The 14,680-nt window shown below is 72.8% G+C and carries 12 protein-coding genes; 7 read left to right on the forward strand and 5 right to left on the reverse strand.

Annotated elements, in window-relative coordinates; genetic code table 11:
* From HNP84_RS22075 to HNP84_RS22085, 3 genes are all read right to left on the reverse strand, one after another.
* A complete protein-coding gene (locus HNP84_RS22075; RefSeq protein WP_185051680.1) occupies positions 1 to 1,029 on the reverse strand; it encodes a FecCD family ABC transporter permease in 1,029 nt (342 codons plus the stop codon).
* 9 nt (positions 1,030 to 1,038) lie between these two features.
* Positions 1,039 to 2,058 (reverse strand): ABC transporter substrate-binding protein, encoded by a 1,020-nt coding sequence (locus HNP84_RS22080; protein WP_185051681.1) that lies wholly within the window; start codon positions 2,056 to 2,058, stop codon positions 1,039 to 1,041.
* Positions 2,059 to 2,301: 243 nt separating this feature from the next.
* Positions 2,302 to 2,742 (reverse strand): PPOX class F420-dependent oxidoreductase, encoded by a 441-nt coding sequence (locus HNP84_RS22085; protein WP_185051682.1) that lies wholly within the window; start codon positions 2,740 to 2,742, stop codon positions 2,302 to 2,304.
* 206 nt (positions 2,743 to 2,948) lie between these two features.
* Here HNP84_RS22085 and HNP84_RS22090 point away from each other — a divergent pair, with 206 nt between their 5' ends.
* The 5 genes from HNP84_RS22090 to HNP84_RS22110 all read left to right on the forward strand — a co-directional run bounded on the left by HNP84_RS22090 (position 2,949) and on the right by HNP84_RS22110 (position 9,274).
* Entirely contained in the window at positions 2,949 to 3,143 is a 195-nt protein-coding gene (locus tag HNP84_RS22090) for a hypothetical protein (RefSeq protein WP_185051683.1), read from the forward strand.
* A 101-nt stretch (positions 3,144 to 3,244) separates the two neighbouring features.
* Entirely contained in the window at positions 3,245 to 3,475 is a 231-nt protein-coding gene (locus HNP84_RS22095) for a DUF4352 domain-containing protein (protein ID WP_185051684.1), read from the forward strand.
* A gap of 32 nt (positions 3,476 to 3,507) precedes the next feature.
* Entirely contained in the window at positions 3,508 to 4,464 is a 957-nt protein-coding gene (locus HNP84_RS22100; RefSeq protein ID WP_185051685.1) for a DNA-3-methyladenine glycosylase family protein, read from the forward strand.
* Positions 4,465 to 4,552: 88 nt separating this feature from the next.
* Positions 4,553 to 7,171 (forward strand): bifunctional FO biosynthesis protein CofGH, encoded by a 2,619-nt coding sequence (locus tag HNP84_RS22105; RefSeq protein WP_185051686.1) that lies wholly within the window; start codon positions 4,553 to 4,555, stop codon positions 7,169 to 7,171.
* Positions 7,172 to 7,483: 312 nt separating this feature from the next.
* Entirely contained in the window at positions 7,484 to 9,274 is a 1,791-nt protein-coding gene (locus tag HNP84_RS22110; protein ID WP_312925450.1) for a substrate-binding and VWA domain-containing protein, read from the forward strand.
* Here the strand turns inward: HNP84_RS22110 and HNP84_RS22115 are convergent.
* Together HNP84_RS22115 and cofD are read right to left on the reverse strand one after the other, a co-directional pair.
* Positions 9,271 to 10,548 (reverse strand): coenzyme F420-0:L-glutamate ligase, encoded by a 1,278-nt coding sequence (locus HNP84_RS22115; protein ID WP_185051687.1) that lies wholly within the window; start codon positions 10,546 to 10,548, stop codon positions 9,271 to 9,273. The two genes, HNP84_RS22110 and HNP84_RS22115, sit on opposite strands and share 4 nt — an antisense overlap.
* Positions 10,545 to 11,480, reverse strand: a complete 936-nt coding sequence (gene cofD / locus HNP84_RS22120) for a 2-phospho-L-lactate transferase (protein ID WP_185051688.1) — start codon at positions 11,478 to 11,480, stop codon at positions 10,545 to 10,547. Before cofD ends, HNP84_RS22115 begins: the two co-directional genes overlap by 4 nt.
* Before the next feature lie 544 nt (positions 11,481 to 12,024).
* Between cofD and HNP84_RS22125 the strand changes: the two genes are divergently transcribed.
* Positions 12,025 to 13,866, forward strand: a complete 1,842-nt coding sequence (locus HNP84_RS22125) for a hypothetical protein (protein WP_185051689.1) — start codon at positions 12,025 to 12,027, stop codon at positions 13,864 to 13,866.
* 313 nt (positions 13,867 to 14,179) lie between these two features.
* The gene (locus HNP84_RS22130; protein ID WP_185051690.1) at positions 14,180 to 14,437 is read left to right on the forward strand and encodes a WhiB family transcriptional regulator; all 258 of its coding nucleotides are present in this window, start codon (positions 14,180 to 14,182) and stop codon (positions 14,435 to 14,437) included.
* Positions 14,438 to 14,680 lie beyond the last annotated feature (243 nt).

Below are 14,680 nucleotides of genomic sequence, written 5' to 3' on the forward strand. Positions count from 1 at the left end.
TCACACCTCCGACAGCCGGCCGTAGCGGACGATGCCGACGAACGCCGGGGCCCCGAGCACTCCGAGGACCACGCCGACCTGCAGTTCGTCGGGGGCGGCCACCACGCGTCCGAGCACGTCGGCCAGCAGCAGCACGATCGGGGCCAGCAGCATCGAGTACGGCAGGATCCAGCGGTAGTCCGGGCCGCAGATGAACCGGGCGGCGTGCGGCACCACCAGCCCGACGAAGACGATGGGCCCGCAGGCGGCCGTGGCGGCTCCGGCGAGCACCGCGACGACGGCGAAGGCCGCCGCCCGGGTACGGGTGACGTGCTGGCCGAGGCCGCGGGCCACGTCCTCGCCGAGCGCGAGCCCGTTGAGCACCCGCCCGAAACCCAGCGAGGCGACCAGCCCGAGGAGGAGGAACGGTGCGACCCCGGTCAGGATCGGCGCGTAGCGCCCGGCGAGCGAACCCACCTGCCAGAACCGCAGCTCGTTGAGCGCGTCCACATTGGTCATCACGATTCCGGCGGTCACCGAGGCCAACCCCGCGGTGACGGCCGCGCCGGCCAGGGCCAGCTTGACCGGGGTGGCGCCCTCCCGGCCCAGTGAGGCGATCGCGTAGACCAGCACGAGGGCCGCGATCGCCCCGGCGAAGGCGAACCAGACGTAGACGCCCGCGCCGCGCACGCCGAGCACCGTGACGGCGAACACGACGAAGACGGCGGCCCCGGAGTTGATGCCCATGATCCCGGCGTCGGCGAGCGGGTTGCGCGTGACGCCTTGCAGGATGGCGCCGGCCACGCCGAGCGCGGCGCCCACCACGATGCCCAGCAGCGTACGGGGCACCCGCAGTTCCAGCGTCACCGTGCTGTCGGTCGAGACGTCGCTGTTCAGGCTGCCCAGGGCGTGCAGCACCTCCAGCAGGCCGATCGAGCGCGAGCCCTGAGTCACGCTGAGGAAGGCGACCAGGGCCAGCGCCACGAACAGCACGGCGAGCCCCGGACCGAGGGCGGAGGCCCTGCGCGTGACGTGTGTCGAGTTGCTCATCGGGGGAGGTCAGTCGCCGATGTCCGGGTCCGCGGTCTTGATCGCCTCGGTCAGCTTCTCCAGCTCGGTGGCGAAGTCGCCGTAGGTGTGCAGCCAGTACGCCGGCCAGGCCGCGACCGCGCCCGCCTTGGCCGCCTTGATCTTGAACCAGGTGGGCTGCTTCTCACCCCACTCGGCGTTGGAGGTGGGCTTGTAGTTCCGGCCGTCCCACAGGATCAGGTCGGGCTGGTACTTGTCGGCGTTCTCCCAGCTCAGGTTCTCCCAGTACGGGAAGCCGGGGTCCGGGGTGTCCGGGTTGATCACCTTCAGTCCCCAGCTTTGGAGGTCCAGGAGTTCGGGGGCGTACTCGGGGTTGGCGACGTACAGCTTGTCGTCGGCGGGCGACATCGCGGCCACGGTGAGCCCCGGCTTGGCCGCCACCGCCGTCTTGAAGGCGGCGACGGCATCCTCAAAGCGCTTCTTGTTCGCGGCGATGGCCGGCGCGGCGACGTCGGCGCCCAGGCTCTTGGCGAGGCTCTCGTACCCTTCGGCCAGGTCGACGATCGACTTGCCCTGGGCGACGCCCACGACCGGGGCGAGCTCGGCGAGCTTCTTGCTCTTCTCGTCGACGCCTTCCTCAAAGCCGCTGTGCGCCTTCTCCGCCGGCCACCAGTCGCCGACGATCAGGTCCGGCCGCAGGGCCGCGGCCTTCTCCACATCGATCTTGCCCCACTCCTGGCCGAGGATCTCGATGCCGGTCAGGTCGAGATCCTTGAGGTTCAGGTCGGTGGTGACCGACTCGTCGGCGTAGATGCCGACCGGCTTGATGCCGAAGGACATCAGCGCGGCGGCCTCGCCCGCGTGCGCGATGATCCGCGTCGGGGTCTTGTCCGCCTTGACGGTCTTGCCGGAGCCGTCGGTGAACGACCAGGGGCCGGAGGGCGCGGCGGAGGCCGCCGTCTGTGCGGTGCCGGAGGTGCTGGCGGACCCGCAGCCCGCGAGCACAACGCTCAGAGCCGCGACTACCAGGAGCGGACGCCATGCGGACATGGGGGGCTTCCGTTCTCGAACTGGGCGAAATCCAATTAATGGTTAGGTAAGGCTAACCATAATCAAGGTCGTTCCGCCAGCGCCGGTACCGGTCCGCCGCCTGCACGTCATGACGACCGCTGGTCGCGGCTCCCACCTCTACGGCGTGTCACCGCGCGCTCCCAGCTCCGCGACATGGCGGACGCGGGCAGCCGCCCGCAGAGGTCGCCGCCTCGTGGTTCGGCCGCTGTCCCGGTACGCCGCTCAGCCCGTCGCTGAACGGCCCGCGCCGGTTCCGTGCGTGGCCCGCCGTGACGGGTACCAGGTGTCGCCGACGGGTTCGCCGGCGAGGTTCCAGCTCCATGAGACCGTCGGGGTGATGCGCAGGTAGATCCCCGGGCCCATCATCCCCACCCGCTCTATCGGCCCCTCGGCGCGCCCGTAGATGCGGATGCCGCGGGCGATGAACGGGTCGAGGGACACCAGGTCGTCCACGACCAGGGCGACCTTCGTGTTGCCCGCCTGTACGTTGCGGAACTTGCGGGTGGTGAGCACGCCTGCCCCCACGCCGCCGACCCAGAGGCAGGTTTCGTCGAGTTCGAAGGCCAGTGGCACCGCGTCCGGCTGCCCGTCGGGCGAGACCGTGGAGAGCCGTGCGAGCGGCTGGGAGCGCAGATAGGCGATCTCCTCGTCGGTGAACGACATCGGTCGTCTCTCCTCTCGGTTGTGGGACATCCCATCCCTCATACGAACGCGATCACACGAAATCGACACAGCCGCGTCATGATCCGGGAGTTCCGGGCTCCTAACAGTGGCAGACCTCGGCCGACTCTCGGGAGCACGGAGTGCATCGCTACTGTCATGTCCCACTGCCGTCGCGGGGCGCGGAAGACGCGCGCCGCCTGGCCATCATGCGTGCCACCTGGCCGGAGTGGATCATCCGGTCCGGTCCCATGTGGTGGGCCTGCCTCCGCGCGCCGCTCACCCCGCGGGAGCGCGCGGCCGGGCTGCGTCCGCTCATCGGACGCGTCAGCGGTGCCGAGCTGGCCATGGAGCTCAACGCCGAAGACCGCGCCGCCCGGCGCCTCGCGTACGCCTCCCGCTGACCGCCCGCGGCGGGCGGGATCGGGGATCGCGGGGACGGGCGGGTAATCCGGACGCGCCGTCGGCGCGTCCCTTGAGCGCTGATCATCCTCCTGGAGCTCCCATGTCCTATCCGCACCAACCGCCCCACGACGCCGAGGGGCAGCAGTTCCGGCCGGCCCTGCTCGCCGAGATCGGCGAGGGTGTCTCGCTGGGCTCCGTCACCATCGCCGAGGGCGACACCCGCAAGGGTGTGATCGTCTTCGAGGTCCCGCAGTCCGCCGTCATCGCCAGGTTCCAGCTCGCCCTCGACAGCGGCTTCGCCGGCCAGACCGGCGAGTGGCGGACCCGCTGAGCACACCTGGCGGCCGCAGTAGGCTGCCTGATGTGCCGGAGCGGAGGTGGCGGGCGGAAGCGCGCGTGGACGTCGGGCTGGTGCTGGGGGCGTACCGGCGGGGGAGCGGCGATCCGGCCTGGCGCGTCGGGGCCGACGGCGCGGTGTGGCGCACCACGCGTACGCCCGACGGTGCGGCCTCGCTGCGGGTGTCGGTCGTCCCGGGCGAGAGGACCGTGGTGGGCACGGCCTGGGGGCCGGGGGCCGGGTGGGTGCTCGACATGCTGCCTGCGCTGCTGGGGGCCGACGACGACGTGTCGGGGTTCGCAAACCTCGCCGCCGCGGGACACTCCGTGGTGCGCGACGTGGCCCGGCGGCACCCGGGACTCCGGATCGGGCGTACCGGGCGGGTGTTCGAGGCCCTGGTGCCCGCGGTCCTGGAGCAGAAGGTGGTGGGCCGGGAGGCGTGGCGGGCGTGGCGGTGGCTGCTGGGCAAGTACGGCGAGCCCGCGCCGGGGCCGGCTCCCGAAGGGATGCGGGTGGTCCCGCCGCCGGAGGTGTGGCGGCTGATCCCCTCCTGGGACTGGCACCGGGCCGGGGCGGAGGCCGTACGGGCGCGGACGATCGTCAACGCGGCCCGGCACGCCGCCAAACTGGAGGCGGTGGCCGCGGCCGTGGGCGAGGCGCCGAGCGGCGCGGAGCGGGCGGCGGCCAGCGCGGAGGCCGACCGGCTGCTGCGCGCGCTGCCCGGGATCGGGGTGTGGACCTCGGCGGAGATCCGGCAGCGGGCCTTCGGCGACGCCGACGCCGTCTCGGTGGGCGACTACCACCTGCCGTCGCTGGTCGGCTGGGCCCTCACCGGGCGCAAGACCGACGACGCCGGCATGCTGCGGCTGCTCGCCCCCTACCGCGGCCACCGTCACCGGGTCGCCCGGCTGGTGGAGCTGAGCGGGCTGCGCCCGCCCGCCCGCGGCCCGCGCATGGCCGCACGGGATTTCCGGGCTTTCTGACAGAGGTCTCGCCGGAGCCGCGATCTCTGAGCGTTTTGCCCGCCCCTGGGTGCCGGTGACGTACTCAGGGGGTCGTAGTGTGCCAGCTATGAGCGAGCCCTTGTCCCCAGTGCCCTCCGATTCCGCGATGCGCCGGGCCATCGCCCGCGCCCGCGACGGCAAGGCCCTGGACCTGAGCGAGGCGACCGTACTGCTGCACGCCCGCGGAGACCACCTGACCGCGCTGATGGACCACGCGGGACGGGTGCGCGACGCGGGCCTCGCCGCGGCCGGACGGCCCGGCGTGATCACCTACAGCCGTAAGGTGTTCATCCCGTTGACCCGATTGTGCCGGGACCGCTGCGGCTACTGCACGTTCGCCACCGCGCCGGCCAAGCTGCACAGCGCCTTCCTCAGCCCGGACGAAGTGCTGGAGATCGCCCGCCAGGGTGCGGCGCTCGGCTGCAAGGAGGCCCTGTTCACCCTGGGCGACCGGCCCGAGGACCGGTGGGCGGCGGCGCGCGAGTGGCTGGACGCGCACGGCTACGACGACACCCTCTCCTACGTACGCGCGATGTCGATCCGGGTGCTGGAGGAGACCGGCCTGCTCCCGCACCTCAACCCGGGCGTGCTGACCTGGCGCGACCTGCAGCGGCTCAAGCCGGTGGCCCCCTCGATGGGCATGATGCTGGAGACCACCTCGCGCCGGCTGTTCGAGGAGAAGGGGCAGCCGCACTACGGCTCCCCGGACAAGGACCCGGCCGTACGCCTGCGCGTGCTTGAGGACGCCGGGCGCAGCAACGTCCCGTTCACCACCGGCATCCTGATCGGCATCGGCGAGACGATCGAGGACCGGGCCGAGTCGATCTTCGCGATCCGGCGGGTGGCGCGCGAGTACGGCGGCGTCCAGGAGGTCATCGTGCAGAACTTCCGCGCCAAGCCCGACACGGCGATGCGCGGCATGCCCGATGCCGACCTGGAGGAGCTGGCCGCCACGATCGCGGTGGCCCGGCTGGTGCTCGGCCCCCGCGTGCGGGTGCAGGCCCCGCCGAACCTCATCGGCGAGGAGTACGTGCTGATGCTGCGCGCCGGGATCGACGACTGGGGCGGCGTCTCGCCGCTCACCCCCGACCACGTCAACCCCGAGCGTCCCTGGCCGCAGATCGAGGAGCTGGCCGCGCGCACCGCCGCCGCCGGGTTCGAGCTGCGCGAGCGGCTGACGATCTACCCCGAGTACGTGCGCGCGGGCGAGCCGTGGCTGGACCCGCGGCTGCGCGAGCACGTCGCCGCGCTGGCCGACCCGGAGACCGGCCTCGCCCGCGAGGACGCCGTGATCGTGGGACGCCCGTGGCAGGAGCCCGACGGCGGGTTCGCGGCGGCGGGCCGTACCGACCTGCACGTGGCGGTGGACACCGAGGGCCGCTCCGCCGATCGGCGCGAGGACTTCGACAACGTGTACGGCGACTGGGACGCGCTGAAGGAGCGCGCCGCCGCGGCGGCCCGGACCACCACGGCGGCCGACTCCGACGTGGCGCAGGCGCTCCGGCGCGCCGAGCGCGACCCGGCGGGGATCGGCGACGCCGACGCGCTGGTGCTGCTCGGGCTGGCCGGCGACCAGGAGGGCCGCGGCGCCGACGACGCCGCCCTGGACGAGCTGTGCCGCATCGCCGACGGGCTGCGCCGCGAGGCCGTGGGCGACGACATCACCTACGTCGTCAACCGGAACATCAACTTCACCAACGTCTGCTACACCGGCTGCCGATTCTGCGCCTTCGCCCAGCGCCGCACCGACGCCGACGCGTACACCCTGTCGCTGGACCAGGTGGCCGACCGCGCGTACGAGGCGTGGCAGGCCGGCGCCACCGAGGTGTGCATGCAGGGCGGCATCCACCCCGACCTGCCCGGTTCGGCCTACTTCGACATCGCACGGGCGGTCAAGGAGCGGGTGCCCGAGATGCACGTGCACGCGTTCTCGCCCATGGAGGTCGTCAACGGCGCCAGCCGGACCGACATGTCGATCGAGGACTGGCTGCTCGCCGCCCGCGAGGCCGGCGTGGACTCCCTGCCCGGCACGGCGGCGGAGATCCTGGACGACGACGTGCGCTGGGTGCTCACCAAGGGCAAGCTCCCGACCCGCGAGTGGGTGGAGGTGATCACCACGGCCCACCGCGTCGGCATCCCGACCACGGCGACCATGATGTACGGCCACGTGGACACGCACGAGCACTGGGTCAGGCACCTGCGCCTGATCCGCGGCATCCAGGAGGAGACCGGCGGCTTCTCGGAGTTCGTGCTGCTGCCCTTCGTGCACACCAGCGCCCCCATCTACCTCGCGGGCGTGGCCCGGCCGGGCCCGACGGCCAGGGAGAACCGCGCGGTGCACGCCCTGGCCCGGATCATGCTGCACGGCGCGATCAAGAACATCCAGTGCTCGTGGGTCAAGCTCCGCGACGACCTGTGCCGCCAGGTGCTCCAGGGCGGGGTCAACGACCTCGGCGGCACCCTGATGGAGGAGACGATCAGCCGCATGGCGGGCTCGGAGAACGGCTCGTACAAGACCATCAGCGAGATCGTGAAGATGGCCGAGCCCACCGGCCGCCCGGTCCGCCAGCGTCTGACCGGCTACGGCGAGCCCAGCGAGGAACGCAAGGCCGCCGCGGCCGCCAGCGACGGCGTGTGCCAGAGCGTCCGCCGCGCCTCCCTGCCCCTCCTGGAGGGCAGCGCCTGACGTTATAACAAGTTTCATATTTCTCCGGTGCACAGGCTTGCGCCGCGTCCGGTGCTGATTGGAAGAATCGTCTACTCCAGGCGAGCGGATGGCTGGAGTCGGGTCGTGCCAAGGTCGGAGGAGCGCAGGGAGCGTAGCGACCGGAGTGACGAGGGAAGACATGACCCTCGTGGCGCCGAAGCCCCGCGCGTGCGGGGCCCGCGCAATAAGCAGGGCTTGGGCGCGGGTCGTGTCTGGACTGAGGAGCGCAGGGAGCGTAGCGACCGGAGTGACGAGGGAAGACATGACCCTCGTGGCGCCCAAGCCCCGCGCGTGCGGAGCACGCGCAATAAGCAGGGCCGGCATCGTGCCGCGCTGGACTCCGGAGGGCGCAGGCGGCGGGCGCGGTTGCGCGGCGGGCTCGCGTTCGCCGCGCTGGCCGCGGCGCTGCTGGCCATCGTGGTGGTCGTGATCGACCGTGCGGGGCCGTGCTCGGCGCGGGAACCGGTTCTCGTCCGGGTCGCGGCGGCGGTGGACGTGGCGCCGGCGGTGATGGAGGCGGCGGTCGCCTTCAACGGCGGCAGGGCCGAGGTGGACGGCCGGTGCGTGCTGGTGCAGGTGACCGAGGAGCCGCCCGCCACCGTCCTGCGTACGCTGATCGGCGACCGCGCCGGGGTGCTGGAGGAACGGCCCGACGGGTGGATCGCCGACTCCTCGGCCTGGATCAGGCTGGCCCGCAAGCAGGGGGCGCGCGACCTGGCCGAGGGAGAGACCGTGGTCGCCACCTCGCCGCTGGTCTTCGCCACGCGGCGGTCGCTGGCCGACCGGTTCGCGGTCGGCAGGATCGAGATGAACTGGCGCATGGTGTTCCCCGCCACGATCCGGGGCCGGTTGCGGCCGACGGAACAGGAGCCGGACGTCGTACGGGTGCCCGACCCGTCGCTCGCGGGCGCGGGCATCGCCACCGTGGCGGCGGCCCGGGACATCGTGGGGTCGGGGCCGGAGGCCGACAAGGCGCTGACCGCCTTCGTACGCTGGGCGCAGGCGGGCTCGGCCCCCGACTACCGCAGCATGCTCGCCGCCGTGGACGACCGCGCGTTCTGGAGCAGGCCGGTCGTCATCGTCCCGGAGCAGTCGGTGTGGCAGCACAACCGGCAGGGCGCCGCCGCCGACCCGGTGGTGGCCCTGCATCCGCGCGAGGGCACGATCAACCTCGACTACCCCTACGTCGTCAGCGCCACCGACCCCGCCACGGCGGCCGGGGCGCGGGCGTTCGGGGAGTGGCTGCGCTCCGGGAGCGTGCAGGAGACCGTGCGCAGGATGGGGTTCCGCTCGGCGGACGGCGCGCTGCCCCCGTACGGCGGCGGCCCCGGCCTGCCCACCGAACGCCCCCGCGCCCGGCCGTCGATCTCACCCGACATGATCGACGAGGCGCTGACCGCGTGGAGCCGGCTCGCCCCGCCGACCAACATCCTGGTCCTGGCCGACTCCTCCCGGCACATGGCCGGCCCGATCGAGGGGGAGAAGGGCGCCACCCGGTCCTCGGTGGCGCTGCGCGCGGCCAGGCTCGGGCTCCAGCTCTTCCCCGACTCCACGCACATGGGGCTGTGGGAGTTCGCCGAGGGGATACGCGAGGGCGAGCCGTACGCCGAGCGGGTGGGCCTCGGCCCGATCGCCGAACCGCCCGGCGAGACCCCGCGCAGCGGCGACCTCACCCGGCGCAGCCGCCTGGACGCCCTCACCCAGACCATGCGCGCGCACCCGAAGCTGGACAGCTCGCTGTACGACACGATCCTGGCCGGGTTCCGCGAGGTGACCGGGAACTACGACAGCGCCATGAACAACACGCTGCTCGTCATCACCGCCGGGCGCGACGACGGCACCGGGGTGTCGCGGCGCGAGCTGGTGGAGACCCTGCGCGAGGAGTGGAGCCCGGACCAGCCGGTCCAGATCGTCGTGGTCGCCTTCGGCGACGGCTCCGACCGCGCCGGGCTGAACGAGATCGTGTCGGTCACCAACGGCTCCCTGCACGTCGCGTCCGAGCCCGGCGAGATCATCGACGTCTTCCTGTCGGCACTGGCCCGCCGCCTGTGCCACCCCACCTGCCCGAAGGCGGCGGGCTAGCGTACGACGTAGAAGGCGGCGGGGTCGCGCGGCGGCCGGTCGCGGGGCGGGGCCGCCGGGTGGCCGACCGCGACCGCGCCCATCGGGTCCCAGGAGGCGGGCAGGCCGAGCACGTCGCGCACGACCGGGCGGCAGAACATCGTGGAGGACACCCACGCCGACCCCAGGCCCTCCACCGCGAGCTGCACCAGCAGGTTCTGCACGCCCGCGCCCGCCGCCACCACGAACATCTCCCGCTCTGCGGCGTTGCGCCGGTCGTCGCGGTAGGCGTGCGAGCCGTCCATGACCAGGCACGGCACGACGAGGTACGGCGCGTCGCGCAGCACGTCGCCCCGCCTGATCCGCTTGGCGATCGACTCCTCGGTGAAGCCGTCGCCGCGCAGGTCGGCGATCCAGGCGTCGCGCATGGCGTCCAGCAGCTTGGTCCGGGTCTCGGGGCGCTCCAGCAGCACGAACCGCCACGGCGTGGTGTGGTGCGGGGCGGGGGCGGCGATGGCCGCGGCCACCGCACGGCGTACGGCCTCGCCGTCCACGGGGCGGTCGTCGAACTCGCGGATGGTGCGCCGCGCGAACACCACGTCCCTGGAGCCGTAGCGGAACAGGTCGTCGTCGGCGGCCCGGACCAGCGCCCGCGCGCCCGGCCCGTCGTCCTCGGTGACCAGCCCGGCCAGCCCGCGCACGACCGCGACCGGCACCCCGGCCAGCTTGCCCTTGACCAGTTCGGCCGCCGCGGCGATCTCGTCGATGACCGCGGTGACGGTGACCGACAGCGGGTTGCCGTGGGTGTCCTCGCGGCCCCGGTAGTCCTCGACCGGCTTCACGCCCGCCGCGCCGATCGCCACGTCGGTGAGCCCGTTGCGCCAGGGCCGGCCGAAGGTGTCGGAGACGATCACGCCCGCTCGCACCCCGAGCCGTTCCCGCAGCCCGGCCCGGATGCGGCGGGCGGAGGCGTCGCTGTCCTCGGGCAGCAGCAGCACCGTGCCCGGCTCGGTGTTGGAGGCGTCCACGCCGGCCGCCGCCATCACCAGGCCGTGCCGGTTCTGGGAGATCACGGTGTCGCCGCGCCGCGCCACCACGCGCACGGTCTCCTCGGCTATCGCGGCCGAGCGGTCGGCGGCGGCGCGCAGCCGTCCCTCCGCCTTGCTCACGATCTTCGAGGTGACGACGAGGATGTCGCCGTCGGCGAGGTCCGGCGCCGCGGCGGCGATCAGGCCGGCCACGTCGTCGCCCGCCCGCACCTCGCCGATGCCGGTCACCGGCCTGATCTCGATCATGCGAACTCCCGGGCGAGGTCGAGCGCCGCGCGGGCCATGGCGGTGGTGGCCTCCGGGTCGCTCATGAGCAGCGGCCGGGCCACCACGCGTACGCCGTCCAGGCGCACGTCCGCGTCCTCCTCCGCGACCAGCCAGCCGTCGATCAGGTCGGCGCCGTAGTGGGCGAGCACGGCCTGCGCCGAGGTCTCCACCCCGATCGCGGTCAGGCAGGCGTCGGCCATGCCCCGCACCGGCGCCCCGCCGATGATCGGTGACACGCCGACGACGGTCTTGGCGGCCACGGCCTCGCGGATGCCCCTGATCTGCAGGATGGTGCCGATGCTGACCACCGGGTTGGACGGCGGCAGGATCACCACGTCGGCCTCGCCGATCGCCTCCAGCACCCCCGGGGCCGGCCGGGCGTCGTCGGCGCCGACCAGCGCGATCTCCTCGGCGGGCACCGAGGCCCGCAGCCGTACCCACCACTCCTGGAAGTGGATCGCCCGCCGCCCGTGCTCGTCGTCGATCACGACATGCGTCTCGGTCCGGTCGTCGCTCATCGGGATCAGCCGTACGCCCGGCTGCCACCGCGCGCACAACGCCTCGGTCACCTGCGACAGCGGGTATCCGGCGTTCAGCATCTGGGTGCGGACGATGTGGGTGGCGAAGTCGCGGTCGCCGAGCCCGAACCACTGCGGCTGCACGCCGTACGCGGCCAGCTCCTCCTTCACGACGTGCGACTCCTTGGCCCGGCCCCACCCCTGCTCCTCGTCGATCCCGCCGCCGAGCGTGTACATGACGGTGTCGAGGTCGGGACAGACCCGCAGGCCGAACAGGGTGATGTCATCGCCGGTGTTCCCGATGACGGTGATCTGCGCGTCGGGCTCCGCGGCCCGCAGGCCCCGCAGGAAACGCGCGCCGCCGATGCCACCGGCGAGGGAGACAATACGCATGCCCCCAGTCTCGCGCGTCCGCGACGCCGAGCCGCGCCCGCCCCACTCCTCACCGGCGGGGACCCATGGCCGCCATGGCGGATCGTGATCGGCCAGTGCCGGGCCGGTGGACGGTCGGTGCCGGGCCGGTGGCCGGGCAGTGGACGGTCGGTGCCGGGCCGGTGGCCGGGCAGTGGACGGTCGGTGCCGGGCCGGTGGCCGGGCAGTGGACGGTCCGTGCCCGGCCGGTGGCCGGACAGTGGACGGCCGGTGGCCGGACCAGTGGCCGTGCCAGTGGATGGACCAGCGGATAGCCCAGTGGATGGACCAGCGGACGGCCGGTGGGCGGCCGGTGGTCACGGAACTGTTCCGGCCGGGAGAGGGTCTTGTGATCGTTTCGGGATCGTCGTCGGCGGGCTGCTGACCTGCCAATCTGCCGGAAAAACTAGGAAAAAGTGCATCTTTGGGCACTAATGGGTTTCATGAGGTTGATGGGTGTACCGACACCAAAGTCAGCCATGTGCAAAACTTCCCGGGTGCGACACGGACCTTCTTGGGGGCAGTAGTGATCAGAATCGAGGCGAGCCGGCTCAGGGAACCGGCCGCGTGGATCATGTTCGCGGTGGCCGCGACCAGCATCGTCGTGGGCGTCGAGCGCCTGCTCGTGTCCGAGTCGTCACCATTCGGGGGATCGGCGTCGTTCGGTCTGCGCGCGGTCGGCAGCCTGTCCTCCCTCGTCTCGCCGGTCAACACCGCGCTCCTGCTCGGTGCGGTCCTGCTCGCCACCAAGATCGGCGGCGAGGCGCTCGCCCGCGCCAAGATGATCGTCATGGCCTCCTTCGGCGCGCTCGCCGTGGGGGCCGTCTTCGGTCTCATCGGCCTGCTCGGCGGTCTGGTCTCCGGTGACCTCAGCTTCCGCTCCGGGCTGGAGTTCCTGCTCACCGGCCTGGCCAGTCTCGCCATGGTCGTGATCGCGCTGCTCTACCTGGCCCCCCAGGCCCTCCCCGACCGCCCGCAGCGGGCCGCCGCGCCGCAGAACTTCGGCTACCCGCCACAGCAGCCCGTCCCCGGTCCGGGGCAGGAGCAGGGGCAGGGGTACGTGCCGACGCACAGCGCCGGCCCGGCGGGCGGCCCCGGTGCGCCGTACGCCGCGCCCCAGGGGCAGCCGCAACCCCAGCCGCCGCTGTACGAGCAGCCGCAGCAGCCGCACCAGCCGCAGCAGTCGCCGTACGAGCAGCACCAGCAGCCCTCCTTCGAGCAGCAGCCGGGGCAGCAGCAGCCCCCGTTCGCGTCCCCGCAGCAGCCGGCGCAGCAGGCGCCCGCGTACCAGCCGCAGCCCCAGGAGCCGCAGCAGGCCCAGTCGCAGCAGGCCGCCCTGCCCGCGCTGCCGCCGCCTCCCGCCGCCCAGGAGAGCGCGCCGCAGCAGCAGCCGCAGCCCCAGCCGGCCGCCCAGGAGCAGCCGTCGTACGCCCAGGAGCCGTCCTACGACTCCTCCTACGGCCAGGACCCGCTCGCCCGGCCCTACACGGCCGCCCACACGCAGCAGCCCGCCCCCGACTACGGCCAGGCGGCTCCGCAGTACGGCCAGCAGTCCTCCAGCGGCGAGTTCGGCCGCCCCGCGCCCGACTACGCCAACGCGCCCCTGCCGGGCGACTACGCCAACAACCCGCTGGGGTCCCCGCAGCAGCCGGCGTACCAGTCGTACGGGCAGCAGTCGCCCTACCAGCAGCCCCAGCAGCCGTACCAGCAGCAGCCCGCCGAGCCCGCCGCCGCCCAGTACGGCGGCTACGGCCAGCAGCAGGGGCAGCAGCAGGGCCAGCAGTTCGGCTCCGGTGAGTACCAGGACGGCGGCCCGGCGGTCACGCCGTACCCGCAGCAGCAACAGCAGCAGCAGTACTCCACGCCCGGCTACCAGACGCCGCCGGCGTACGGCCAGCAGCAGCCGTCGTCGTACCAGGGCTACGCCACGCAGCCCGAGCAGCCGCGCTATGAGGACCCGGTGCCGATGGACCCGCGCAGCCAGCAGCTCGCGCACGCCTACCAGCAGGCGCAGACCTACCAGCAGGCGCACGCGGGCACCGAGCCGCAGCTCCAGTACCCCGCCGAGAGCACGCCCCCGGCGCAGCACTACGACGACCCCTTCGGACACTCCCAGACGCCGCCCGCGTCGTCGTACACGCCGCAGCACAGCCAGCCGAGCAACCAGCCCCCCATGCAGCAGCCGGGCCAGCCGCAGGGCCAGCAGGGCCAGAACCAGTCCTGGCCGCCGGGGGAGCCGCTGGGGGACTCGACGTTGCGTTTCCAGCCGAAGGCGTACCAGGGGACCGACCCGCTGAACGTCAGCCGGCCGGGCGACGAGCCGATCGACCCCACGGCGATATACACGCCCGGTGACCCGCGAGCTTAATGACGGTGCAATCAACGCATAGAGAGAAGGTGGGTCTGGGTCAGGACTGGAAAACGTACTGGTACGTTTCCGTCCGCCGAGGGGGTCAGGCACGGTAGGCCGGGGTCTCAGGTGGGAAGACCGGCGACGATGGCAAGCATGCGACACCGAACCGGGGCGAGCGGGACTTCCCCCGGTATAGCGGCATGCCGCTTGACGTCACACGCGGCACGTGCGTGTAATTACAGACGTGTTGTTACGCCTTCCGCAGGGTGGGTATGGGGGAGGCGTCCATGGGGGGCTCCATTGCGGGCGGGCGGCAGGGAGGTGTGCAGTGGCCGACCTGGTCGATGCACAGGCGCTCAGCGCTGAAGATCTTGGCTGGCAGGAGCGCGCCTTGTGCGCGCAAACCGACCCAGAAGCGTTCTTCCCCGAAAAGGGAGGATCAACCCGGGAGGCCAAGAAGGTTTGCCGCTCCTGTGAGGTGCGGGCCGAGTGCCTTGAGTACGCACTCGAACACGACGAACGATTCGGCATCTGGGGCGGCCTGTCCGAACGGGAACGCCGCCGAATCAAGCGAGAGGCCGGTTAACGGCCCACGACCGGGTCTCCTGCCACCAGGGGCGGGCCGGCCCGCCTGCGGGCAGTGGCGTACTTGCGGGCTGCGGGGTAGCGCGCGTACGGGCGGTTCGTGCTCACGGACGGCGGGGTAACGCCCCTCCGGCCAGTATGTGCTCGCGGGCGGCGGGGGTAACACGCCTGCGGCCGGTGCGTAGCTACGCGTGGCCCGTTCGCTGGACCCGGGCGCGCAGCTCGTGCAGTGCGCGGGCGGCGG

The organism is Thermocatellispora tengchongensis (assembly GCF_014202315.1).
GTDB lineage: Bacteria > Actinomycetota > Actinomycetes > Streptosporangiales > Streptosporangiaceae > Thermocatellispora > Thermocatellispora tengchongensis.